At 62.9% G+C, this 22,233-nt stretch carries 24 protein-coding genes; 16 read left to right on the forward strand and 8 right to left on the reverse strand.

Annotated elements, in window-relative coordinates; translation table 11 throughout:
• Positions 1 to 6 precede the first annotated feature (6 nt).
• Positions 7 to 672 carry a hypothetical protein gene (locus tag AC3RCJ_RS07490; protein ID WP_492960425.1) on the reverse strand — a complete coding sequence of 222 codons (666 nt, stop codon included), beginning with the start codon at positions 670 to 672 and terminating at the stop codon, positions 7 to 9.
• A 176-nt stretch (positions 673 to 848) separates the two neighbouring features.
• Here AC3RCJ_RS07490 and AC3RCJ_RS07495 point away from each other — a divergent pair, with 176 nt between their 5' ends.
• Positions 849 to 1,175 (forward strand): hypothetical protein, encoded by a 327-nt coding sequence (locus AC3RCJ_RS07495; RefSeq protein WP_492960427.1) that lies wholly within the window; start codon positions 849 to 851, stop codon positions 1,173 to 1,175.
• 1 nt (position 1,176) lies between these two features.
• Here the strand turns inward: AC3RCJ_RS07495 and AC3RCJ_RS07500 are convergent, their stop codons facing one another.
• Entirely contained in the window at positions 1,177 to 2,022 is an 846-nt protein-coding gene (locus tag AC3RCJ_RS07500; protein ID WP_492960429.1) for a LytR/AlgR family response regulator transcription factor, read from the reverse strand.
• Positions 2,019 to 3,122 carry a sensor histidine kinase gene (locus AC3RCJ_RS07505; protein WP_492960431.1) on the reverse strand — a complete coding sequence of 368 codons (1,104 nt, stop codon included), beginning with the start codon at positions 3,120 to 3,122 and terminating at the stop codon, positions 2,019 to 2,021. Before AC3RCJ_RS07505 ends, AC3RCJ_RS07500 begins: the two co-directional genes overlap by 4 nt.
• A gap of 182 nt (positions 3,123 to 3,304) precedes the next feature.
• Here AC3RCJ_RS07505 and ugpQ point away from each other — a divergent pair, with 182 nt between their 5' ends.
• On the forward strand, positions 3,305 to 4,048 hold the full coding sequence (ugpQ, locus tag AC3RCJ_RS07510; protein ID WP_492960433.1) for a glycerophosphodiester phosphodiesterase: 744 nt from the start codon (positions 3,305 to 3,307) through the stop codon (positions 4,046 to 4,048).
• A gap of 107 nt (positions 4,049 to 4,155) precedes the next feature.
• On the opposite strand, the gene AC3RCJ_RS07515 is transcribed toward ugpQ, so the two are convergent.
• Positions 4,156 to 6,213 carry a TonB-dependent receptor domain-containing protein gene (locus AC3RCJ_RS07515; protein WP_492960435.1) on the reverse strand — a complete coding sequence of 686 codons (2,058 nt, stop codon included), beginning with the start codon at positions 6,211 to 6,213 and terminating at the stop codon, positions 4,156 to 4,158.
• A 159-nt stretch (positions 6,214 to 6,372) separates the two neighbouring features.
• On the opposite strand from AC3RCJ_RS07515, the gene AC3RCJ_RS07520 reads away from it, so the two are divergent.
• The 6 genes from AC3RCJ_RS07520 to AC3RCJ_RS07545 all read left to right on the forward strand — a co-directional run bounded on the left by AC3RCJ_RS07520 (position 6,373) and on the right by AC3RCJ_RS07545 (position 13,879).
• Positions 6,373 to 6,819 (forward strand): Fur family transcriptional regulator, encoded by a 447-nt coding sequence (locus tag AC3RCJ_RS07520; protein ID WP_492960437.1) that lies wholly within the window; start codon positions 6,373 to 6,375, stop codon positions 6,817 to 6,819.
• A gap of 120 nt (positions 6,820 to 6,939) precedes the next feature.
• A complete protein-coding gene (gene alaS / locus AC3RCJ_RS07525) occupies positions 6,940 to 9,552 on the forward strand; it encodes an alanine--tRNA ligase (RefSeq protein WP_492960439.1) in 2,613 nt (870 codons plus the stop codon).
• Positions 9,553 to 9,759: 207 nt separating this feature from the next.
• Positions 9,760 to 10,017, forward strand: coding sequence for a sulfurtransferase TusA family protein (locus AC3RCJ_RS07530; protein ID WP_492960495.1), 258 nt, complete (start codon positions 9,760 to 9,762; stop codon positions 10,015 to 10,017).
• A gap of 256 nt (positions 10,018 to 10,273) precedes the next feature.
• Positions 10,274 to 11,023, forward strand: a complete 750-nt coding sequence (locus AC3RCJ_RS07535; RefSeq protein ID WP_076567298.1) for an electron transfer flavoprotein subunit beta/FixA family protein — start codon at positions 10,274 to 10,276, stop codon at positions 11,021 to 11,023.
• A gap of 42 nt (positions 11,024 to 11,065) precedes the next feature.
• Positions 11,066 to 11,998 (forward strand): electron transfer flavoprotein subunit alpha/FixB family protein, encoded by a 933-nt coding sequence (locus AC3RCJ_RS07540; RefSeq protein WP_492960442.1) that lies wholly within the window; start codon positions 11,066 to 11,068, stop codon positions 11,996 to 11,998.
• 90 nt (positions 11,999 to 12,088) lie between these two features.
• Positions 12,089 to 13,879, forward strand: coding sequence for an acyl-CoA dehydrogenase (locus tag AC3RCJ_RS07545; RefSeq protein ID WP_492960444.1), 1,791 nt, complete (start codon positions 12,089 to 12,091; stop codon positions 13,877 to 13,879).
• A gap of 192 nt (positions 13,880 to 14,071) precedes the next feature.
• On the opposite strand, the gene AC3RCJ_RS07550 is transcribed toward AC3RCJ_RS07545, so the two are convergent.
• A complete protein-coding gene (locus AC3RCJ_RS07550) occupies positions 14,072 to 14,698 on the reverse strand; it encodes a glycine zipper 2TM domain-containing protein (RefSeq protein WP_492960446.1) in 627 nt (208 codons plus the stop codon).
• A gap of 135 nt (positions 14,699 to 14,833) precedes the next feature.
• On the reverse strand, positions 14,834 to 15,268 hold the full coding sequence (locus AC3RCJ_RS07555) for an NINE protein (RefSeq protein WP_492960448.1): 435 nt from the start codon (positions 15,266 to 15,268) through the stop codon (positions 14,834 to 14,836).
• 277 nt (positions 15,269 to 15,545) lie between these two features.
• Here AC3RCJ_RS07555 and rpsP point away from each other — a divergent pair, with 277 nt between their 5' ends.
• The 8 genes from rpsP to AC3RCJ_RS07595 all read left to right on the forward strand — a co-directional run bounded on the left by rpsP (position 15,546) and on the right by AC3RCJ_RS07595 (position 20,697).
• Positions 15,546 to 15,797 (forward strand): 30S ribosomal protein S16, encoded by a 252-nt coding sequence (gene rpsP, locus AC3RCJ_RS07560; RefSeq protein ID WP_010395524.1) that lies wholly within the window; start codon positions 15,546 to 15,548, stop codon positions 15,795 to 15,797.
• Between the two features lie 13 nt (positions 15,798 to 15,810).
• On the forward strand, positions 15,811 to 16,368 hold the full coding sequence (gene rimM, locus AC3RCJ_RS07565) for a ribosome maturation factor RimM (protein WP_492960451.1): 558 nt from the start codon (positions 15,811 to 15,813) through the stop codon (positions 16,366 to 16,368).
• A gap of 50 nt (positions 16,369 to 16,418) precedes the next feature.
• Complete coding sequence (gene trmD, locus AC3RCJ_RS07570) at positions 16,419 to 17,165, forward strand: tRNA (guanosine(37)-N1)-methyltransferase TrmD (RefSeq protein ID WP_492960453.1); 747 nt, start codon at positions 16,419 to 16,421, stop codon at positions 17,163 to 17,165.
• 133 nt (positions 17,166 to 17,298) lie between these two features.
• Positions 17,299 to 17,682 carry a 50S ribosomal protein L19 gene (gene rplS, locus AC3RCJ_RS07575; RefSeq protein ID WP_492960455.1) on the forward strand — a complete coding sequence of 128 codons (384 nt, stop codon included), beginning with the start codon at positions 17,299 to 17,301 and terminating at the stop codon, positions 17,680 to 17,682.
• Between the two features lie 195 nt (positions 17,683 to 17,877).
• The gene (locus AC3RCJ_RS07580) at positions 17,878 to 18,537 is read left to right on the forward strand and encodes a CoA pyrophosphatase (protein ID WP_492960457.1); all 660 of its coding nucleotides are present in this window, start codon (positions 17,878 to 17,880) and stop codon (positions 18,535 to 18,537) included.
• A gap of 97 nt (positions 18,538 to 18,634) precedes the next feature.
• The gene (locus tag AC3RCJ_RS07585) at positions 18,635 to 19,594 is read left to right on the forward strand and encodes a CobD/CbiB family protein (protein WP_492960459.1); all 960 of its coding nucleotides are present in this window, start codon (positions 18,635 to 18,637) and stop codon (positions 19,592 to 19,594) included.
• A 236-nt stretch (positions 19,595 to 19,830) separates the two neighbouring features.
• Positions 19,831 to 20,166, forward strand: a complete 336-nt coding sequence (locus AC3RCJ_RS07590) for a DUF3579 domain-containing protein (RefSeq protein WP_492960461.1) — start codon at positions 19,831 to 19,833, stop codon at positions 20,164 to 20,166.
• Between the two features lie 81 nt (positions 20,167 to 20,247).
• Positions 20,248 to 20,697 (forward strand): CBS domain-containing protein, encoded by a 450-nt coding sequence (locus tag AC3RCJ_RS07595; protein WP_492960463.1) that lies wholly within the window; start codon positions 20,248 to 20,250, stop codon positions 20,695 to 20,697.
• Positions 20,698 to 20,731: 34 nt separating this feature from the next.
• Here AC3RCJ_RS07595 and AC3RCJ_RS07600 read toward each other — a convergent pair whose 3' ends face one another.
• Both AC3RCJ_RS07600 and AC3RCJ_RS07605 read right to left on the reverse strand, forming a co-directional pair.
• Complete coding sequence (locus tag AC3RCJ_RS07600) at positions 20,732 to 21,277, reverse strand: GNAT family N-acetyltransferase (RefSeq protein ID WP_492960465.1); 546 nt, start codon at positions 21,275 to 21,277, stop codon at positions 20,732 to 20,734.
• 65 nt (positions 21,278 to 21,342) lie between these two features.
• Entirely contained in the window at positions 21,343 to 22,083 is a 741-nt protein-coding gene (locus AC3RCJ_RS07605; RefSeq protein ID WP_492960467.1) for a GntR family transcriptional regulator, read from the reverse strand.
• Positions 22,084 to 22,233 lie beyond the last annotated feature (150 nt).

Consider the following 22,233-nt stretch of genomic DNA (forward strand, 5'->3'; position numbering starts at 1 on the left):
AGCCCGCTATTTGGGGCACATGCCGATCATCGTTTCCCCCTGCTTGCCGGCGCGCGTGGTCACGCACAGGGTGCCCAGCGCGCTGGTGATTTTATACGTGCGGCTGCCCCTGGCCTCATTCGCGCCCACTTCCTCGATCTTTGACGCCTCGTACCATTTCGGCGGCACGGCCGCGTAGGCTTCGGCAAAGCCCTGCTGCATGCGCTTGAAGCCCGTGTCCTCGAGTTTTTGTTCTCCGCGCCGGGGAAATTCCTTGCGTAAATCCTTGTCGATCTTGCCCACGTCGCGCTTGGCTTGCGCCAGGATATCGGCGGCGCTCGGCGCTGGCGGCGCCGTGATCGCTTCCGGCGCTGCCGGTGCCGGCGCCGGCTCGATGGCCGGTGGCGGCAAGGGGCGGCTGGCGGGCGCCGGGACGGGCAGACTCGGCAGACGCGGCACGCTTTCAGCGTTCGGTTTTGCGCTGGGTAATGGTACGCGTACGGGTACGGGTACGGGCCTGGGCGGCGCAGGGGCCGTGTAGCGCAGCCAGGCGATGGCCGGGCCCTGCGGCAGGTGCTCGTCAGCGGCAAGGCGGGGCCGCGACTGCAGCACGACATAGGCCAGCCCCGCGTGCAGCAGGACGATCAGCAGCAGGCCGGGAGCGCGGCGGGGCAGGGGTGGCAGCGAGGTCATGGTTGGCTTGGTGGTTCAGGTACGCCAATGTAGCTGAGGTATTTGATCATTGTCTAAAATGTCACAAGCGCTTACAAAAAAGTGCCTCATGGAAATTTCAATGCCCTGGCCGCTGGCGGGGAACCCTGCGCCGGCCTGGCGATCCAACCCGGATACCATGCGAACAGGAGGTCATCATGATGCAGGCAAAGGAAGTGGCACGGCGCTTTGGCGCCATCGAACATGCGATCGGCCAGGCGGCCCAGCTGTGCGGCAGGCAGCAGGGCATGCCGATGGACTTGAAGGATTGCATCGACCAGCTGGACCAGCAAAAGAGCGCCGTGCGCCAGGCCATCGACACGCAAGACGATGCGCGTATCCGGCAAGCCGTCGACCAGATGGAATCGCTGGGCGACCGCGCCAAGCGGGCCTGCGGCACGGCGGCCAGCCTGACGCCGGAAATGAAGAGTGCCGTGCAGAAAGTCCACGATGAACTGTCGGACCTGAAGCACCAGTTGCACTAGCTTACATCTGGCGGAACAGATGCGCATATAAGGGACTGACGCGCAGTTGCGCCGGATGCTGGCGCAGGGTCAGCGACAGCTTGCCCGCCTCGTCGCGGATGGCCGTGGCGATGGCACTCGCATTGACGATGGTGCCGCGGTGGATTTGCCAGAACTGTTGCGGGTCCAGCTGGGGCAGCAGCTCCTTCAGGCTCGTGCGTATCAGCGCTTCGCTGTCCTGGCACACGACGTTGATGTATTTGTCCAGCGCCTCGAAATACACGACGTCGGCCAGCGCGATCATGCGCACGCTGTTGCCGACGGCCGCCCGTATCATCTGCAGGCGCGGCGCGGGCGGCAGCATGGCTTGCAGCTGGGCCAGCAGGCGGGCCAGGTTGTCGTCGCCGGCGGACGCGGTGACGGTCGCCGTCGCTGGCGCCGCCGTGGCGGCGGCTGTTGCCGTACCGCCAGCGCTGTCGCGCAAGCGCTGCTGCAGGCGTTCCACCGTCTTGCCCAGGCGCGCATCATTGACCGGTTTTAAGACGTAATCGGCGGCCGCGTGCTCGAAGGCGGCCAGCGCGTATTCATCGTAGGCGGTGACGAACACGATGTGGGGAAACGCGACGCCGTCCGGCCACTGTTCCGCCAGTTCCTCGGCCGCTTCCAGGCCCGTCTTGCCCGGCATTTTGATGTCGAGAAATAGTATGTCGGGCTGCAGGGCCAGGCCTTGCCGCAGGGCTTCCACGCCGTTGGGGCAGGTGGCGACGATGTCGAGTTCCGGCCACAGCCGGCGCAGGGCATGCGCGAGGGCGGCGGCGAGTATGGGTTCGTCTTCGGCGATCAGGGCGCGCGGGGTGGGGCTGCTCATGGCGTGGGGCTCGCGGTGGTGGAGTGGATCGGTAATTGAAGGCGGGCGACGACGCCTGCCGGCGTGTTGGCGGCCAGCGCCAGGCTGGCGGTCTCGCCATGCATGCCGTGCAGGCGTTCGCGGATGTTCGCCACGCCCAGCTGCGTGCCCTTGGATAGGCCCGGATGATCGAGGCCCAGGCCATCGTCGGCAACCGTCAGGATCAGCATGCCGCCATCGGCGGCTGCCCGCACGTGGACGTGGCCGCCTTCGATCTTCGGCTCCAGGCCGTGCTGGATGGCGTTTTCCACCAGCGGCTGCAGCAGCATGGGCGGCACCTTGATCTGGCGCAAGGCCTCGGGCAAGTCCAGCGTAAAGCTCAGGCGCGCGCCCATGCGGATCGACATCAGGCCCAGGTAGGCTTGCATGAGGGAGAACTCCTGCGCCAGGGTGGTGGACTCGGCGCGCGAGGAAGACAGGGTGGCGCGCAAGTACTGGATCAATTGATCGAGCAGCAGCTGGGCGCGGTCCGGATCAAAGCTGATCAGTCCCTGCAGGTTGGCCAGGGTATTGAACAGCATGTGCGGCTCGATCTGCGCCTGCAGCAGTTGCAGCTGCGCCTGCATGGCCTGGCGCGCCACGGATTCGGCGCGGGCTTTTTCCTGGGCGGCTTGCGCCTGCAGGCGATTGATCTTGTCGCGGCTGGCAAAGAAGAGGATGGCCGCCCCCGCCGCCGCCAGCGTGAAAACCGTCATGCCGATATTGCGCGGCGACATGGCGATGGGTGCGGGAACGTCGATCTGCGCCAGCCAGCCGAACAGCATCGTGCCGGCCACCTGCGCCACGGCGGCGCTGGCGACGACGAGGATGGTGAAAGGCAGCAATGGGGCACGCTGCTGCTCGCCCCACCATGCCAGGCGGATGCCGTCGATCAGCAGGAAGACGATGCCGCCGATGCACATCGAGGCCAGCAGGTTGAGCCAGAAACTTTGTCCGCCGCTCAGCACGTAGGTAACGAACAGCGCACACAGCACATTGAGCAGCAGCGCATAGCGCGCATCGGCCAGCAGGCGCCGGTAGGGAAAGCCCGTCTTGCGCGGGACGGTATCGGTGGTGGGCATGCGGGACGGCTTTCAGCGTGGTGCTCCGGTTGATAATGCGGCAATTATCGGCGCCCCCGCATGCGGACGCAATGGCGCTGCGACGAAACGGGGCGCAGGTGGCGCCAATCGCATGACGGCATCCTTTACACCGCCGCTGCGGCACGAGATGATGGCAAGACAATCGCGAGAGAGGAAATACCATGTGGCCCTATCCACGCACCCTGGCGCACCGCGGCGGCGGCACCCTGGCGCCTGAAAACACCCTGGCCGCCCTGCGCTGCGGCCTGGCCTACGGCTACCGCGCCGTGGAATTCGACGTCATGCTGGCGTCCGACGGCGTGCCCGTCGTCGTGCACGACCCGGAACTGGGCCGCACCGTGGCCGGCAGCGGCGCCGTCAGCGACTACACGGCCGCGCAGCTGGGGGCCATGGAGGCGGGCGCCTGGTTCGGTCCCGCCTTCACGGGCGAGGGCGTGCCCACGTTCGCTGCCGTGGTGGCGTATTGCAAGGCGCAGCACATCTGGATGAATATCGAAATCAAGCCGGCACCCGGCTTCGACGTGGCCACGGGCGAGGCGGTGGCGCGGGCCACGCGCGATTATTTCGCGCAGGAAATTGCTGCAGGAGAGTTATTGCCGCTGCTCTCGTCGTTCAGCGTCGACGCCTTGCAGGCGGCGCGCCAGGCGGCGCCGGAACTGCCACGCGGCTGGCTGGTCGAACAGATACCGGATGGCTGGGCGAAAAAGGCAGAGGAACTGGGCGTGGTGGCGATTCATTGCGACCACCAGCAGCTGACGCCGGAACTGGCGCGAGAGGTCAAGGAGGCGGGATACGGACTGTTCTGCTACACCGTCAACACGCCGGAACGGGCCAGCGAACTGCTGGCCTGGGGCGTGGATGGGTTTTGCACGGACAGGATCGATATTATTCCATCCATGGCGTAGGTCGGATTAACGGGGCAAAGCCCCGCGTAATCCGACAACATTGTTGACGTTATTGGTGTTGTCGGCTTACGCGCTTGCGCGCTAAGCCGACCTACGTTTCAAACAGCTTAGAAAGTCACGCGCATGCCAACGGTGACATTGCGTCCCATCAAAGGCGCCGCGTTCTTGATGAACGAGGTATGGCTGTACGCCAGTTCATTCGTCAAATTGTTGGCCTTGATGTAGAACTGGGCCGGCGTGGTGCCGATGCGCGTGTCGTAGTTGGCGGACAGGTTCAGCATGTTGTAGCCCGGGGTTGCCGTTTCGAACGCGGCCACCTTGTCTTGCTTGCCCACGCGGTAGAACTCGGCCACGCCGCTCCACGCCTGCCAGTTGGCGTCGACCTTCACGCCGAAGCGCTGGGCCGGGATACGCGGCAAGTTGCCACCATCATTGGCCAGCTTGGCCCGCACATAGTCGCCGAACACGCTGGCGCCGAACATGGGGTTCAATTGCTGGCGCACTTGCCCTTCGACACCCGTAAACGTGGCGTCGCGCTGGGCGTACTGGATCAGCTGGAAGCCTTCGTGGCTGTCCAGGGTGGAGCCGAAGATGTAGTTGTCGACCTTGTTGCGGTAGGCGCTGGCCGAGAAGGTCGTGGCGCCCGCATATTTGCGCAGGGTCAAGTCGATATTGTTCGACGTTTCCTTGCCCAGGTTTTGATTGCCCAGTTCATACGTGGCCGTGGCCATGTGCACGCCGTGCGCATACAGTTCCTCGGCGCTCGGCAGGCGGTGCGTGCGGGAAATGGTCGAACCGAGCGAATACTGCGGTGCGAATTTCCACACGGCGCCCAGCGAGACCGACGTGCCCCTGGCGCTGCGGTCCTGCAAGGTGGCGCTGTCGACCGCAATGTCTTGCCATTCGTGGCGCAAGCCCGCCTCGAAGCGCCATTGGTCCAGCTTGTATTCTTCGACCAGGAAGGCCGCATGCTTTTTCGTGACGGTGGGTGCCACATACGCTTCCTCGCCCAGGGCCGAGAAATCGCGCTTCGACGTTTGCAGGCCGACCACGCCGCGCCAGCCGAAGACGGGGTGGTGTTCCATTTCCAGGCGCGCGTCGTGGCCCTTGTTTTTAAATGTGGTGGCCACTTCCGTGCCTTCGATTTCATCGTGCTTGTAATCGGTGAACGAAGCGCGCAGGCGCAGCTTGGCGAAGCCGGGCACGGGATCGCGCAATTCGCCGCGCACGTCCCAGCGCTCGCTTTTCAGCTTCACGTAGGGCACGGCGCCATTTTCGTGGTCGTGGTCATGCTCGTCTTCATCGCCATGGTCGTGGCCCTCGTGGCCGCCGCAGTGCAGGTGCGCGCCGTGCGGGTGGCAGCTTTCGAATTCGTGGTTGTGGCCAGGCAAGCCGTATTCCGTGTGCTGGCTGGTGAAGGCCAGGCCCAGGAAGCCGCGTTGCCCCACCCACGACACGCCCACGCTGCCCGTGTCCGTCTTGTTGTAGCTGCCGCCGACTTTCGAGCCGCCTTCCCAGCCGTTGCCGACCTTGTATTCCTTCGCGTCGCGCTTGACGCCTTCCGTGTGGAAGGCGATATTGCCGGAGCCGCCAGTGACTTCAAAGGCGCCCGCCTTTTCGCGCGCCGCCGAGTTGGCGCGCACTTCCGCGCTGCCTTCAAATCCTTTTGCCGGCACGCGCGTGGGGATTTTCTTGTCGATCACATTGACCACGCCGCCGACGGCGCCGCCGCCATAGGCCAGCGCGGACGGGCCGCGCAAGACTTCAATCTGTTCCGACAGCATCGGTTCGGCCGCGACGGCATGGTCGGGGCTGATGGTCGACGCGTCCTGCACTTCGGCGCCATCGGACAGCACCTTGACGCGCGGACCATCCATGCCGCGGATGATGGGACGGCTGGCGCCGGCGCCGAAATGGCTGGACGTGATGCCGGGCTGGCCGGCCAGGGTTTCGCCGAGGGTCGCTGACCTTGCCAGCACCAGTGCCTCGCCTTCCAGCACGGTCACTGGGGTGCTCATGTCGTCGCTGCCCAGGGCCAGGGCGCTGGCCGAGACGGTCACGGCAGGCAAGGTGGCGGCCTGTTGCGCCAGCGCGCTGGCAGGGGCGGCAAAGGCCAGCATGATGGCCAGCGCGAGGGGAGTCGGTTGTTGAGGGCGGACGGACATGGGCAAGAATTCCTTTATCGGCTATCGGTGTGTGCGGGGTTCGGGCAGCACGGTGCGGGTTGAATGGCTGCCTTGAGTTGATAATGATAACCCATTATCATTACTGTGTGACAGTTTTTCCGGGCGGTAGATACAGACGGATGGTGTATTCTGTCGGCTATGGAACGCACAACACGCCAAAAAACCGCCATTCAAGCCGCCATCGAGTCGGCCCAGCGCCCCCTGTCGGCGCAGGAAATCCTCGAACAGGCCAGCTTGCAGGTGACGCAGCTGGGCATCGCCACCGTTTACCGCAATCTGAAATCGCTGGTGCTGGAAGAAAAGGTGCATGTGGTGACCTTGCCGGGTGAAAACCCGCGCTATGAGTCGAACACGGCCGCCAACCACCACCACCATCATTTCCAGTGCACCAGTTGCCAGCGCGTATTCGACGTGCATGATTGCCCCGGTGACTTGAAGCGCATGGCGCCGCAAGGCTTTGTCGTCGAGCGCCACGAGCTGACCCTGTACGGCCGCTGCGCCGACTGCAATGTGGCCGTCGCTGGGGCCGAGGCGGCTGCCGTGCCGGCGCCGCACGCCTGCGCCAGCCATCCCGAGCCAGGCTGACGGCAGGCTGTTCATTCGCGCAACATTTCAGCGCGCATGCCCTGGCCCGTGATAATTCCGGGCAGCCATATCACGTATAATCAATCCTTTAAAGCTGCCGCCATCTTTTGCCAAAAAAACATGAAATCAACTGAAATCCGCGACAAATTCCTCAAGTTTTTCGAGTCCAAGGGCCATTCCATCGTCCGTTCCAGTTCCCTGGTGCCAGGCAACGATCCGACCTTGCTGTTGACCAACAGCGGCATGGTGCAATTCAAGGACGTGTTTACGGGCACGGACAGCCGTCCGTACACGCGCGCCACCTCGGTGCAGCGCTGCGTGCGCGCCGGCGGCAAGCACAATGACCTGGAAAACGTCGGCTACACGGCGCGCCACCATACTTTCTTTGAAATGCTGGGCAACTTCAGCTTCGGCGACTATTTCAAGCGCGATGCAATTCAATACGCGTGGGAACTGCTGACCAAGGTATATGGCTTGCCGGCCGACAAGCTGACCGTCACCGTGTACATCGAAGATGACGAAGCGTACGACATCTGGGCCAAGGAAATCGGCGTGCCTGTCGAGCGCATCATCCGCATCGGCGACAACAAGGGTGCGCGCTACGCGTCCGACAATTTCTGGCAGATGGCGGACACGGGCCCATGCGGTCCGTGCACGGAAATCTTCTATGACCACGGCGCCGACATTCCTGGTGGCCCGCCGGGCTCGCCTGACGAAGACGGTGACCGCTTCATTGAAATCTGGAACCTGGTGTTCATGCAGTTCAACCGCGACGAAGCGGGTGTCATGCACAAGCTGCCGAAGCCGTGCGTCGACACGGGCATGGGCATGGAGCGCCTGGCCGCCGTGCTGCAGCACGTGCATTCGAACTATGAAATCGACCTGTTCCAGCACCTGATCAAGGCTGCCGCGCGCGAAACGGGCGCCACGGACCTGGAAAACAAGTCGCTGCGCGTGATCGCCGACCATATCCGCGCCGCCGCCTTCATGATCGTTGACGGCATCATTCCCGGCAGCGAAGGCCGCGCCTATGTATTGCGCCGCATCATCCGCCGCGCCTTGCGCCATGGCCACAAGCTGGGCCAGACGAAACCGTTCTTCTACAAACTGGTGGCCGATCTGGCCATCGAGATGGGCGGCGCCTATCCGGAGCTGGAAGAAGCGAAAGACAACGTCGCCAACATGCTGAAAGCCGAGGAAGAGCGTTTCGGCGAAACGCTGGAAACGGGCATGAAAGTGTTGGAAGCGCAGCTGGCCAAGGATGCCACGGGCATCGACGGCGCCACCGCTTTTACCTTGTACGAAACCTACGGCTTCCCGCCGGACCTGACGGCCGACATCTGCCGCGAACGCGACATCAGTTTCGACCAGGTGGGCTACGACGCAGCCCTGAAGGAAAGCCAGGAACTGTCGCGCAAGGGCGGCAAGACACACAAGGACAGCAAGGTCGAGTACACGGGCGAGAAAAACAAATTCGTCGGCTACGATCAATTGACGTTCAGCAGCAAGGTCGTCGCGCTGTACGCGGCCGGCACGCAGGTAGCTGAACTCAAGGCCGGTGACACGGGCATCGTCGTGCTCGACACCACGCCGTTCTACGCGGAATCGGGCGGCCAGGTGGGCGACCAGGGCGTGATCGCCTCGGGCGCCGGCAGCTTTGCCGTCAGCGACACCCTGAAAATCCAGGCCGATGTGTTCGGCCACCACGGCGTGCTCGAATCGGGCGTATTGAAGGTGGGCGACGCCGTCTCGGCCGAAGTCGACACGGCCAAGCGCGCGCGCACCATCCGCAACCACTCGGCCACGCACCTGATGCACAAGGCCTTGCGCGAAGTGCTGGGCAGCCACGTGGCGCAAAAGGGTTCGCTGGTCGATCCGGACAAGACCCGTTTCGACTTCAGCCACCATGCGCCGATGACGGCCGAGCAGATCGCCGCCGTGGAAACCATTGTCAATAAAGAGATCCTGGAAAACCGCGCCACGCAAGCCCATTTGATGTCGTTTGACGATGCCGTCAAGCATGGCGCGATGGCCCTGTTCGGCGAGAAATACGGCGACGAAGTGCGCGTGCTCGATATCGGCAGCTCGAAAGAGCTGTGCGGCGGCGTCCACGTGCAGCGCACGGGCGACATCGGCCTGTTCAAGATCATCGGCGAAAGCGGCGTGGCCGCCGGCATCCGCCGCGTGGAAGCGGTGACGGGCGAGGGCGCGCTGGCGCTGGTGCAAACCATCAACCGCCGCCTCGTCGAAGCGGCCAACGCCCTGAAGGCGCAGCCGGAAGAATTGACGGCCCGCATCGGCCAGGTGCAGGACCATGTGAAGGCGCTGGAGAAGGAACTGGCCGCGCTGAAATCGAAACTGGCCTCGGGCCAGGGCGATGAGCTGGTCACGCAAGCCGTCGATGTCAACGGCATCAAGGTGCTGGCCGCCGTGCTCGATGGCGCCGACGTGGCCCGTCTGCGCGAAACCATGGACAAGCTGAAGGACAAGCTGAAAACGGCCGCCATCGTGCTGGCCAGCGTGGCCGACGGCAAGGTCAGCCTGATCGCCGGCGTGACGGCGGACGCGACTTCCAAGGTCAAGGCGGGCGAGCTGGTGAACTTCGTTGCACAGCAAGTGGGCGGAAAAGGCGGCGGACGCCCCGATATGGCGCAGGCTGGCGGCACCGATGCCAGCGGCCTGGCGAACGCCCTGGCCGGCGTGCCGGCCTGGGTCGGCGAACGCGCCAAATAAGGCGTAAGCTAGCAGGCATGCGGGGTTTTCGCCCCACCAGCCCTTGAAAACGGCCCGCAGACGGTGTTTGCGGGCCGTTTTGCCGTGTGGAATCTCGTTGTGACACCACAACAGCCGATGAACTATTTTGGTGCAGCGCGTCAATGCCCCTGATTTAGAGTAGTATGTCGAAAATCAGTACAACAAAACAATGGTGGGATATTGATGATGAGCGACACACTACTTGATACCGAGATTATGGAATTTCACAAAGAACTCGATGCGCGGGGCTTGAATTGCCCCTTGCCGATTCTGAAGGCGAAAAAGGCTTTGTCAGAGCTGCAGAGCGGGGAAGTGCTGCGCATCATGGCAACCGATCCCGGTTCCGTGCGCGACTTCCAGGCTTTCGCCAAGCAAACGGGCAATGCCCTGCTGTCGCATGTGCAGATGGGCACCGAGTTTGTCTTTCTGATGCAACGCAAGTAATTCTGCCGGCCTGGGCCGCCGTGGCGCGGCCTGCCTGATACCTTGCCGCGTGCGTCACTTTTGCGCCATTTTGCTGCCCTGCAGCGTAGCGGCAGAGTCCCCTGAAATCCTGGCAAGCTGACAATTTAGATGGATTGCTCTAACAAAAAATCGCACGATCGTGCTTAAATTCGGTTCAGGATTCAAATTTCTCTTATAATCGAAGTCACAATCAGCACTTGATCCGTCATTTTTATAATTTCCCAAAGGCATAGCTATGAAAGTCTTGGTACCCGTCAAACGCGTGGTCGACTATAACGTCAAAGTCCGCGTCAAGAGCGACGGCACTGGCGTCGATACCGCCAACGTCAAAATGTCGATGAACCCTTTCGATGAGATCGCGCTGGAAGAGGCGATGCGCCTGAAGGAAGCCGGCAAGGTCACCGAAGTGGTCGCCATCTCCTGCGGCGTGACGCAGTGCCAGGAAACCCTGCGCACGGCCATGGCCATCGGCGCCGACCGCGGCATCCTGGTGGAAACGACGACCGAACTGGAACCGCTGGCCGTGGCCAAGCTGGTGAAATCCCTGGCCGAGAAAGAACAGCCGCAACTGATCATCCTGGGCAAGCAGGCGATCGATGACGACAGCAACCAGACCGGCCAGATGCTCGCTGCCCTGCTGGGTTGGCCGCAAGCCACGTTCGCCTCGAAAGTCGTGCTGGAAGACGGCAAAGTCACCGTCACGCGCGAAGTCGACGGCGGCCTGGAAACCCTGGCATTGACCTTGCCAGCAATCATCACCACCGACCTGCGTCTGAACGAGCCACGCTATGTGACCTTGCCGAACATCATGAAGGCGAAGAAAAAGCCGCTCGAGACCGTCAAGCCGGAAGACCTGGGCGTCGACGTCGCGCCACGCCTGAAGACCCTGAAAGTCGTCGAGCCAGCCAAGCGCTCGGCCGGCATCAAGGTAGCAGACGTGGCCACGCTGGTCGCCAAGCTGCGTACCGAAGCCAAAGTCATCTAAGCGCGGCCTCGCCGTTTATCCAGAACAATTACAGGACACATCATGGTCGCATTAGTTATTGCTGAACACGACAACGCTACCTTAAAGGGCAGCACCCACCACACCGTGACCGCGGCTGCCCAGTGCGGCGGCGACGTGCACGTACTGGTCGCAGGTTCGAACGCCTCGGCTGCCGCCGCTGCCGCCACGCAAATCGCCGGCGTGACGAAAGTCATCGTCGCCGACGCGCCATACTTTGCCGACGGCCTGGCCGAGAACGTGGCCGAGCAAGTGCTGGCCATCGCCGGCAACTACAGCCACATCCTGGCGCCAGCCACCGCCTACGGCAAGAACATCCTGCCGCGCGTGGCCGCCAAGCTGGACGTGGCGCAAATCTCGGAAATCACCAAGGTTGACTCGCCTGACACCTTCGAGCGCCCGATCTACGCCGGTAACGCCATTGCCACCGTGCAATCTGGCGACAAGATCAAGGTCATCACCGTGCGCACCACCGGTTTCGACGCCGCTGCCGCCACCGGCGGTTCGGCTGCCACCGAAACCGTCGCCGCCGTCGCCGACAATGGCAAATCGGCCTTCGTGGGCCGCGAACTGGCCAAGTCCGACCGTCCTGAACTGACCGCCGCGAAAATCATCGTGTCGGGCGGTCGTGGCATGGGTTCGGCCGAGAACTTCCACATCCTCGAGCCGCTGGCCGACAAGCTGGGCGCCGCCATGGGTGCTTCGCGCGCCGCCGTCGACGCCGGCTTCGTGCCGAACGACTGGCAAGTGGGCCAGACGGGCAAGATCGTCGCGCCATCGCTGTACATCGCCGTCGGCATCTCGGGCGCGATCCAGCATCTGGCCGGCATGAAAGACTCGAAGACCATCGTCGCCATCAACAAGGATCCGGAAGCGCCGATCTTTGCCGTGGCCGACTACGGTATCGTGGGCGATCTGTTCGAGATCGTGCCGCAACTGGTCAAAGAACTGGGTTAAGTCACACCCCTTCCGGTTTTGTTACTGACAAAGCCACGCCGGCCCGCCCCACACGGCGAGCCGCGCGTGGCTTTTTTCTTGGAGAAATAGATGAGCTATCAAGCCCCGCTGAAAGACATGTTGTTCGTGATGAACGAACTGGCCGGCCTGGCCGAAATCCACACTTTGCCTGGCTGCGAAGACGCCACGCCCGATACGGCCGAAGCCGTGCTGGAAGAAAACGCCAAGTTCTGCGGTGGCGTGGTGGCCCCCCTGAACGGCCCCAGCGACAAGGAGCCTAGCTTCTGGCACGACGGGCAAGTGACGACCTCGAAGGGCTTCAAGGAAGCCTTCAAGGCCTACGGCGAAGCGGGCTGGCAGGGCGTGCAGCATCCGACCGAGTTCGGCGGCCAGGGCTTGCCCAAGCTGCTGGCGACGCCCTGCATCGAAATGCTCAATTCGGCCAGCATCTCGTTCGCCCTGGTCGCCCTGCTGTCGGACGGCGCCATCGAAGCGCTGCTGACGGCCGGCAGCGACGCGCAAAAGGCGGTCTACCTGGAAAACCTGGTGTCGGGCAAGTGGACCGGCACCATGAACCTGACGGAGCCGCAGGCCGGCTCCGACCTGGCCGCCGTGCGCACGCGCGCCGTGCCGCAGGATGACGGCACCTATAAAGTCTTCGGCACGAAGATCTTCATCACCTACGGCGAGCACGACATGGCGGAAAACATCGTCCACCTGGTGCTGGCCCGCACGCCGGATGCACCGGCCGGGGTGAAAGGCATTTCGCTGTTCATCGTGCCGAAATTCCTCGTCAATGCGGACGGCAGCCTCGGTGCGCGCAACGACGCCCATTGCGTGTCCATCGAACACAAGCTGGGCATCAAGGCCAGCCCGACGGCCGTATTGCAGTTCGGCGACCACGGCGGCGCCATCGGCACCCTGGTGGGCGAGGAAAACCGCGGCCTCGAATACATGTTCATCATGATGAACGCGGCCCGCTTCGGCGTGGGCTTGCAGGGCATCGGCCTGGCCGAGCGCGCCTACCAGCAAGCCGTGGCGTTCGCCAAGGACCGCGTGCAGTCGCGCGACCTGGCGGGCTCGCCTGGCCCGGTCTCCATCATCCACCACCCGGACGTGCGCCGCATGCTGATGTCGATGCGCTCGCAGACGGAGGCGGCGCGCGCGCTGGCCTATGTGGGCGCGGCCATCAGCGACGTGGCGCACCACCATCCGGACGCCGGGGTGCGCGCGGAAAGCCTGGCGACGTATGAATATCTGGTGCCCGTGATCAAGGGGTGGTCCACGGAAATGTCGCAGGACGTCACGCGCGACGGCGTGCAGGTGCATGGCGGCATGGGTTTCATTGAGGAAACTGGCGCCGCCCAGCATTACCGCGACGCCAAGATCCTGACGATCTACGAAGGCACGACGGCCATCCAGGCCAACGACCTCGTGGGCCGCAAGACGGTGCGCGACGGCGGTGCCGTAGCCAAGGCCATCATCGCCCAGGTGCGCGCCACGGAAGCCCTGCTGGGCGAGCTGACCGGCGCCGATTTCCAGGCCATGCAGCGCCACCTGGCCGAAGGCAGCGCTGCGCTGGAAGCCGTCGTCGAGTATGTGGTGGCGAACATGAAGACGGACATCAAGGCCGTTTTCGCGGGCAGCGTGCCCTATTTGAAACTGGCCGGCATCGTGCTGGGCGGCTGGCAAATGGCGCGCGCGGCCATCGTGGCGCAGCAAAAGCTGGGCGAGGGCAGCGGCGACGCGGCGTTCTACAAGGCGAAGATCGCCACGGCCCGCTTCTTTGCCGACCACATCCTGTCGCAGGCGCCAGGACTGCGCGCCACCATCATCGACGGCAGCGCCGGCGTGATGGCGCTGTCGGAAGAGCAGTTTTAAGTTGAAACTTGGCCAGCGCAAGCTGGCTGAATGGAAAAAAAGCGCTGGAGATCACTCTCCAGCGCTTTTTTATTTCTGTCAAGAATGCTTGGGAAAGCGTTCAGGGCAAGGCGCCTTGTCGCAGACAGCACCTTAGTACGGCAATGTCGGCCAGACTCGGGCAACGCCGCCATGGACGCTTTCCCTGCATTTTTACCGGCGGGCGATGCCGTTGCCCGAATTGCGAACCAGATCGCCAGCCGCCAGGCCTGGGTCCTGGTCAAACGCGAAATCGGCCTTGGCGCCCGTTTCGTATTGCACGGTGACGGTCCAGGTCTTGGCGTTCTTCATGTGGCCTTCGACTTGCTTGCCGGCATACGCGCCGCCGGCGGCGCCGGCCAGGGTGGCCAGGTCCTTGCCGCGTCCGCCGCCCACCTGGCGGCCCAGCAGGGCGCCGGCCACGCCGCCGCCTATCATGCCCAGCGCGCCGCCTTCGCCCGCTTTTTCAGTGACGTTGACTGCCAGCACCTTGCCGCAGTCGGCGCAGATTTTCTGCTGTGCCGGCTTGCTGTTCTGGCCGGCGTAGGAATTGCCGGCCTTTTGCGCGGCCTTGGCGTTGATGATGGCCTGGTCGTATTCGCCCTTGGCGTCGCGCAGGCATTGCATGCGGGCTTTCGAGCTGCTTTCTTCTGCGCACAACTTCTTGTCGTCCGCATAGCGTGTGTTGGCCTGCTTCGTGTCGTAGGCGTATTGCGCCTTCGGCGACAGGTTTTGCGCGAAGGCGGAGGTGCTGAACAGGGCGGTAATGGCCACTGCGATGAGGTATGGGCGACGAATCATGATCTTCTCCTGTGGGTGTTGAATGTGCCAGTCATGCCGGCATTGTGTATGCAGTATAGAGGAAAATCATGATTGCTTACCAACACTTACATGTGCGCGCGGCGCGCGGCATGTGATGTCATTTCCATATGGAAATTAACCGTAGGCGCCGCCCGTGTACAGCAGGTCGAACAGGCGTGCCATGGTGGCGATCAGCACGCCTGCGCCCAGCATCAAGGTAGCGACCAGCACCACGGCCAGCGGCCAGCCCGTGTCCGACCGCTGGCTTGATGCGGCGTTGTAGCGGGCATCCCACTTGTCGTCCGGCATCAAGCCCAGCACCAGCGCTTCGAGGAAGCCGGCCAGCGCGGACAGGGTCAGCGGCAGGATCTGGTAAAACCAGTCGGCGTCGGGAAAGGCCTGGCGCAGGGCCAGGCTGGCGGGCAGGGCGGCCAGGTGTAGCCAGCCCCAGCGGTCTTTGGCGCCGTGCAGGTAGAAGCGGTGCGCGCCCAGCATGCCCAGCAGGAAGGCCAGCAAGGATGTGAAGGCCTTGTTCTTGTGCGACTGTTGCAAAATGGTGGCGGTGGTCATGGGACTCCAGAGTTGCTCATCGGTAAAGATTGCCAGTATCGGCCATTGTCTCGCACAACGATAGCACTTTCCTGTGGCGTTTATGCAATGATTTCGCGTGATTTCAAGCCATGGCCGGCACGATAGGCGCAGACGCCTATTGCGTCTTCGGCGATGTCTGGTCATAATGTTTGATTAGCCCAAATTACACGCCCGTCATCATAACGCTTGCTGCCTGGCGGTAAAGCGCGCTATAATTTGCGGCTTTTTCCGCCTCAGCACACTTTTTGGAAATATTATGGTCGTTATTCGTTTAGCTCGTGGAGGCGCCAAGAAGCGCCCGTTCTTCAACATCGTCGCTACTGATTCGCGCAATCGCCGCGATGGTCGCTTCATTGAGCGTATCGGTTTTTACAACCCGATGGCGCAAGGTGGCGAAGTTCCACTGCGTATCACCGCAGACCGTCTGGCCTACTGGCAAGGCGTTGGCGCACAATTGTCGCCAACCGTTGCTCGCCTGGTTGCCAGCAACAACAAAGCAGCAGCTTAATTAGATCACTGGTTTGACGGTCAAGACTGCATCCGGGGTGAAAATCCCCGATGACCTGGTACAGGTAGGCTATGTCTCCGGTGCTTATGGCATTGCTGGCGGAGTCAGGATCACTCCTTTCTCCGACGACGCGGATGCATTATTAAGCGTCAAGACCTGGTGGTTTGATAAACCGACCTTGCATGACGTTCAAGTCAGGCAGGCGAAGTTACACGGCGGCGACGTCGTGGCCCAGCTGGTGGGTGTGGTCGGGCGGGATGCCGCAGAAGCGCTGAAAGGCGTCTCTGTGCAAATTCCGCGTAGCCATTTCCCGACGCTGACGGCCGATGAATTCTATTGGTCCGACCTGATCGGACTGACAGTCGAGAATTTGCAAGGCGAGTGCCTCGGCACAGTGCACGACATGATGAGCAATGGTCCGCAGTCGATCTTGCGCATTACGCCCGTCGCCACTGCCGATGAGACCGTTGAAAAGGCGCCTGAGCGCCTGATCCCGTTTGTTGGCCAGTTTGTCATCAATGTTGACAAGGCTGCCAACAAGATCACGGTCGACTGGGGCCTCGATTATTAAACCGCCTGCGCATAACTTTGCGCCAGGCAATGTTTTCAGGAGGGCGAGCGATGCAATTTGATGTCGTGACCCTGTTCCCGGAAATGTTTGCCGCGCTGACGCAGTCGGGTGTGACCCGGCGTGCCTTCGAGCAGGGGAAATGTGGCTTGTCCTTGTGGAATCCCCGTGATTTCACGACCGACAATCACCGCACCGTGGATGACCGCCCGTATGGCGGCGGCCCCGGCATGGTGATGATGGCGCGTCCCCTCGAAGCGACAATTCATGCCGCGAAGCAACGCCAGACCGAATTGGGACTGGCCCCGCCGCGCGTGGTGTTCATGTCGCCGCAAGGCCGTCCGCTGACGCACGCGCGTGTCACGCAGTTGAAAGCCGAGCCTGGTCTCGTCATCCTGTGCGGCCGCTATGAAGCCGTGGACCAGCGTTTGCTGGACCGTTGCGTCGACGAGGAAATCAGCGTCGGCGACTTCGTTTTGTCGGGCGGCGAGCTGCCCGCCATGGCGCTGATGGACGCGGTGATCCGCCTGCTGCCCGGTGTCCTGAACACCGAGGCGTCGGCCATCGAGGACAGCTTCGTCAATGGCTTGCTCGATTCGCCGCACTATACGCGACCGGAAATGTATGAAGGCATGGCCGTGCCGCCCGTCTTGATGGGTGGTAATCATGCCGAGATCGTCAAGTGGCGCCGCCAGCGCATGCTGGAAGCGACCGCGACAAAGCGGCCTGACCTGCTGCTCAGTGCGCGCGCCGCCGGCTTGCTCAGCAAGACCGACGAAAAATTCCTGGCCAGCCTGTAAGCCGTCTCCGGACGGCAGGCAGGGTGGCTTTGCAGTGCCGGGCATGTTGCCCAAATTGGTAATACCCATCCTCTACCGGGCGGATAGCACGCTATCCACAGTGCGCCGGCATGATGGTTTTCGGAGTTATAAAATGGACTTGATTCAACAATTAGAGCAGGAAGAAATTGCCCGTCTGGGTAAGACCATTCCTGATTTCGCACCAGGCGATACCGTTATCGTCAGCGTCAACGTGGTCGAAGGCACGCGCAAGCGCGCCCAGGCTTACGAAGGCGTCGTTATCTCCCGTCGTAACCGTGGCCTGAACTCGAACTTCATCGTTCGCAAGATCTCGTCCGGCGAAGGCGTCGAGCGTACGTTCCAGCTGTACTCGCCGCTGATCGCTTCGATCGAAGTGAAACGCCGTGGTGATGTTCGCCGCGCCAAGCTGTACTATCTGCGTGAGCGTTCGGGTAAATCGGCGCGTATCAAAGAAAAATTGCCAAACCGTCGCGTTGCGGCGAAAGCAAGCGCGTAATATCAGCGTCTGCGTTGGAAAGAAAGGGCGCCTCAGGGTGCCCTTTTTTTATGGTGACAGCTGGCCCAAGCTGCTGCGCGTCGGCATGGGTAGCCTGCGATGCCCCCGTACTGGAGTACGGTTGCGCATCCCGGCCACCTCTTCCTTGCGCTCGCGACGCTGTTGCCAGATGATGTTAATCATGAGGGAGGGGCAATGGCCACTATCGCATTTGATCCCAAGCAGCTCGCCATCGATTCGATCGCCGGCGAGGCGGCGCTGGACGCCGTGCGCCTGACGCCGGACTGGCTGCGCCGGCGCCTGGCCGAGCAGCCCGACTGGCAGCCCGAGATTACCCAGGATTTCCTCTCCGCCCGCGCCGTGCCCGTGCGCGCCGCCGTGCTCATTCCCCTGGTGCAGCGGCCGGATGGCTTGACCATCCTGCTGACCATGCGCACGGACCACCTGAGCAGCCATGCGGGCCAGGTCAGCTTTCCCGGCGGGCGCAGCGAGCCGTTCGACGTGTCGCCCGTGGCCACGGCCCTGCGCGAAACGGAAGAAGAGGTGGGCCTGGCGCGCGAGCATGTCGAAGTGCTGGGCCGCCTGCCCGATTACCTGACGGGCACCGGCTACCGGGTCACGCCCGTGGTGGGCCTGGTGACGCCGCCGTTCGAACTGCGCGCCGACCCGTCCGAGGTGGCGGAAATCTTCGAAGTGCCGCTGGCCTTCCTCATGGATGGCCTCAACCACCAGCGCCTGTCGGTGGAATTGCCGGGCGGACGCCGCTCGTTCTACGCCATGCCCTATGAGCGCTTCTACATCTGGGGCGCCACCGCCGGCATGCTGCGCAATCTGTTTCACCTCTTGCGCGCGTAAAATGCTGCCTTGCACGTAATAAGTTTGATTCCAGCACTGCACTGCGCTATCGTAGCGGGCATTGCGGTATTGCTGAAAAAGACAAAAAGGACGTTTGATGACATTTCTCTCCATACTTTGCGCATTACTGATCGAACAGCTCAAACCTTTGCGCGCGGACAATCCGATCTACGCCGAGATCAAGAGCCTGGCGATGCGCATGGAGACCTGGTTCAATGCCGGCCACGCCAGCCATGGCCGCATGGGCTGGTTCCTCATGATCGGCGGGCTGATGGTGCCGACGGCAGGCGTGTACTGGCTCCTGCAGCATTACCAGCTGCCCCTGGTGGCCTTTGCCTGGAATATCCTCATCGTCTACCTGACCCTGGGCTTCCGCCATTACAGCCATTACTTCACGTCCATCCAGCTGGCCCTGAGCGCCGGCGACGAGGCCTCCGCGCGCACCTTGCTGGGCGAATGGACCAAGATCGATACGGTGGGCATGGAGGCGAGTGAAATTTCGCGCATCGCCGTGGAAAAAGCCCTGATCACCACGCATCGCAATGTCTTTGGCGTGTTCTTCTGGTTCCTCATGCCGCTCGGCCCGGCCTGTGCCGTGATGTACCGCGTGGCCGAATACCTGGCGCGCGCCTGGAATGAACCGGAACACATGCGCAACGAGGCGTTCGGCCAGTTCGCCGCGCGCGCCTTCTATTGGATCGACTGGATCCCCGTGCGCCTGACGGCCGTCGCCTTTGCCGTGGTCGGCAATTTCGAGGATGCCATCTACGCCTGGCGCAATTTCGCCCAGCGCTGGCAGGATGAGGCGATCGGCATCATCCTGACGGCGGGCGGCGGCGCCATGGGCGTGCGCCTGGGCACGCCGGCGGAAACGGCGGCCCGCGTGGTCGTCACGCCCGACATGGCCGTCGATGACAGCGACAGCGAAACGGACATCCTGCCCGGCGAGGAGCCGGGCGCGCGCGCTTTGCAGAGCACGGTGGGCCTGGTGTGGCGCGCGCTGCTGCTGTGGATGCTGCTGCTCTTGCTGCTGTCGGGCGCCGTCTGGCTCGGCTGATGCGACTGGCCGGGCTGGCGCACAGCGCCTGTCCATGCGCCTTGCGCGCTGAACAAGGGTAAAATGGGGGCTGGCGCGGGATCCGCGGCGGCCCCTGTCTGTTCCTGCAGGGCAGATCGAGGTAGAACCCAAGTCTTCTATAAGATATAATACTGGCTTACCGCAGCAAACGTAGTTGACTACCAGCCCGGCTTACCCGCCGGGGCCATTCACGCAATCCAGTCCCGACAAGCCACATGGCCGAGTTATCTCAAAAAACAGGGGAACTCTCAGACGAGTTCTTCATCCTAGGTCTCACCAGCAATGGCAAGCAATTCCGACCCAGCGATTGGGCCGAGCGCCTTTGCGGAGTGATGTCCTGTTTCAATCCCGAAGGCGGCGGGCGCAATGCGCACCTGCAGTATTCGCCCTACGTGCGCCCGACCGTGGTCAACGGCGTCAAGTCGGTGGTGGTCAATACCAAGCTGCGGCAGATCGAACCGATGGCGTTTCACTTCGTGCGCGAATTTGCCAAGGATAACGACCTGCAGATCGTCGAAGCCTGCTTCCTGCCACCGCCCGAAGAAAAGTAAGACTTGTTTCATTGAGTTGCCTCAAGCCCGCTCCTGCGGGCTGGCGTAGCGTGGACACTCCCGCAGACTTGGAGTGGCGACATGCGTATCGGCGATATCTGCACCCTGCACACCATCCATTGCCAGCGTGACATGAGCGTACAGCAGGCGGCGCTGCTGATGCGCCAGCACCACGTGGGCGACCTGATCGTGGCCGAACAGCCGAACGGCGAACGCGTGCCCGTCGGCATCCTCACCGACCGCGATATCGTCATTTCCGTCATCGCCCTCGGCCTCGACCCGGCCAGCCTGCTGGTGGGCGATATCATGAGCGAACAATTGCTGACGGCCGCCGAAGACGAAGACGTGTATGACATCATCGAACGCATGCGCGTCAACGGCATCCGCCGCTTGCCCGTGGTCAATAGCCTGGGCGGCTTGAGCGGCATCGTCAGCATCGACGACCTGCTGGCCTTCCTTGCCGCCGAAATGGCGGAGCTGGCCCGCATCAGCAGCGGGCAGCTCGCGCATGAAAAGCGGGCCCGCAAATAGCCGGCCGCCATTGCCTGCCTGGCAGGCGCGGCGCCTACAGGACGGCGGCGTGCGCCACGCGCGCGTACATGAAGAAATCGCCCGGCGTGCCGCGTACCACGCGGTAGGAGCGCAGCCAGCCTTCGCGCTCGAATCCCGCCTTTTCCAGCACCCGCACGGAGGCCGCGTTCGTGTCGAGCACGACGGCCTGCACGCGCACCCAGCGCTGGGTGCGCAGCGCCCAGTCGCAGGCGGCCTGGCACAGGGCGGTGGCGATGCCGCGGCCCCACCAGGCGGGCGCCAGGTCGTAGGCCAGTTCCGCCTGGCGGTGCTGCATGGACAGGTGGTTGAAGCCCAGCGTGCCCACCAGGCGTCCCGTGGCCCGCTCCGCGATGGCGAAGCGCAGCGGGGTGTCGGGCGCATCGTCCTGGTAGCCGTTGTAGAGCACGTACAAGTCATTGATGTCGCGCAAATTCCAGCTGGTGTGGCGTATCACTTCCGGTTCGCGCAGGTAGGCGTACCAGTCCGCGACATCGTCCGGGCGCAGCGGGCGCAGTTCGACCAGCGGATGGTCGCACGGTGGCAGGGCAGGTTGTTTCATGTCGTATGCTCGTCATGCGGGCCGATCAACATAGCTGGCGTCCGTGCTCTGCCGCCTGCCCGCGGTTAATTGGTACTCAATTCCGCCACAAAATCATACATGTCGCCGCGGAAATACGAGCGGCAGAATTCCACCGCGCGGCCATCGCGCAAAAAGCCCAGGCGCTCCACCGACAGGCCCGCATCGCCTTCCTCCGCTTGCAGCAGGCTGGCCTGATCGCCAGTCAGCAGCAGCGCGCTCAGGCGCTGCAGCGCGCGCACGGGGCGGTTGCCCGCCTGTTCCAGCGCGTCATACATGGAAATATCGACGGCTTCCAGCGACGGCAGGCAACTGGCTACGATGGTAGCGTATTCCAGGCACATCGGTACTTCGTCGGCGTAGCGGATGCGGTGAAATCGATACACGGGCGCGCCGGGCGACAGCCGCAGGCGCAATGCCTCTTCCGGCGTGACCGTCCCTTCCGAGCGCTTGAGCCAGACGCTGCGCGGCGTGCGGCCGCGCGCGCGCATGTCCTCGGAAAACGAGGTCAGCTTGGCGAAGTTCTTTTCGATACGGGTATTGATGAAATTGCCCGAACCGGGGCGGCGCACCAGCAAGCCTTCATTGACCAGGCCATCGATGGCCTTGCGCACGGTGATGCGCGAGACGGCCAGGTCGCTGGCCAGCTGGCGTTCGGCCGGCAGGGCTTCGTCCGGACCCAGGATGCGTTTGTCGATCGCTTCGCGCAGCGCGCGTTGCAGTTGCTGGTACAGGGGCAGGCTACTCGTCTGCCCCAGGCCTTGCATGATGTGAGCCAGGGTTGTCATACGCTGAGGGTCTCCGTTACGGCGCGTTGCAGACGCGCTCTGTATCTGTTTTTGTGTCGCTGGATAATACCAAAAAAGGCCGTTGTAAAACCAATTTCAATTATCAAGCCAGCAATTTTTGCGTTTTACCGTCTGGTATGGCGGGCTGTC

Source organism: Janthinobacterium sp. GW822-FHT07H11, assembly GCF_058798615.1.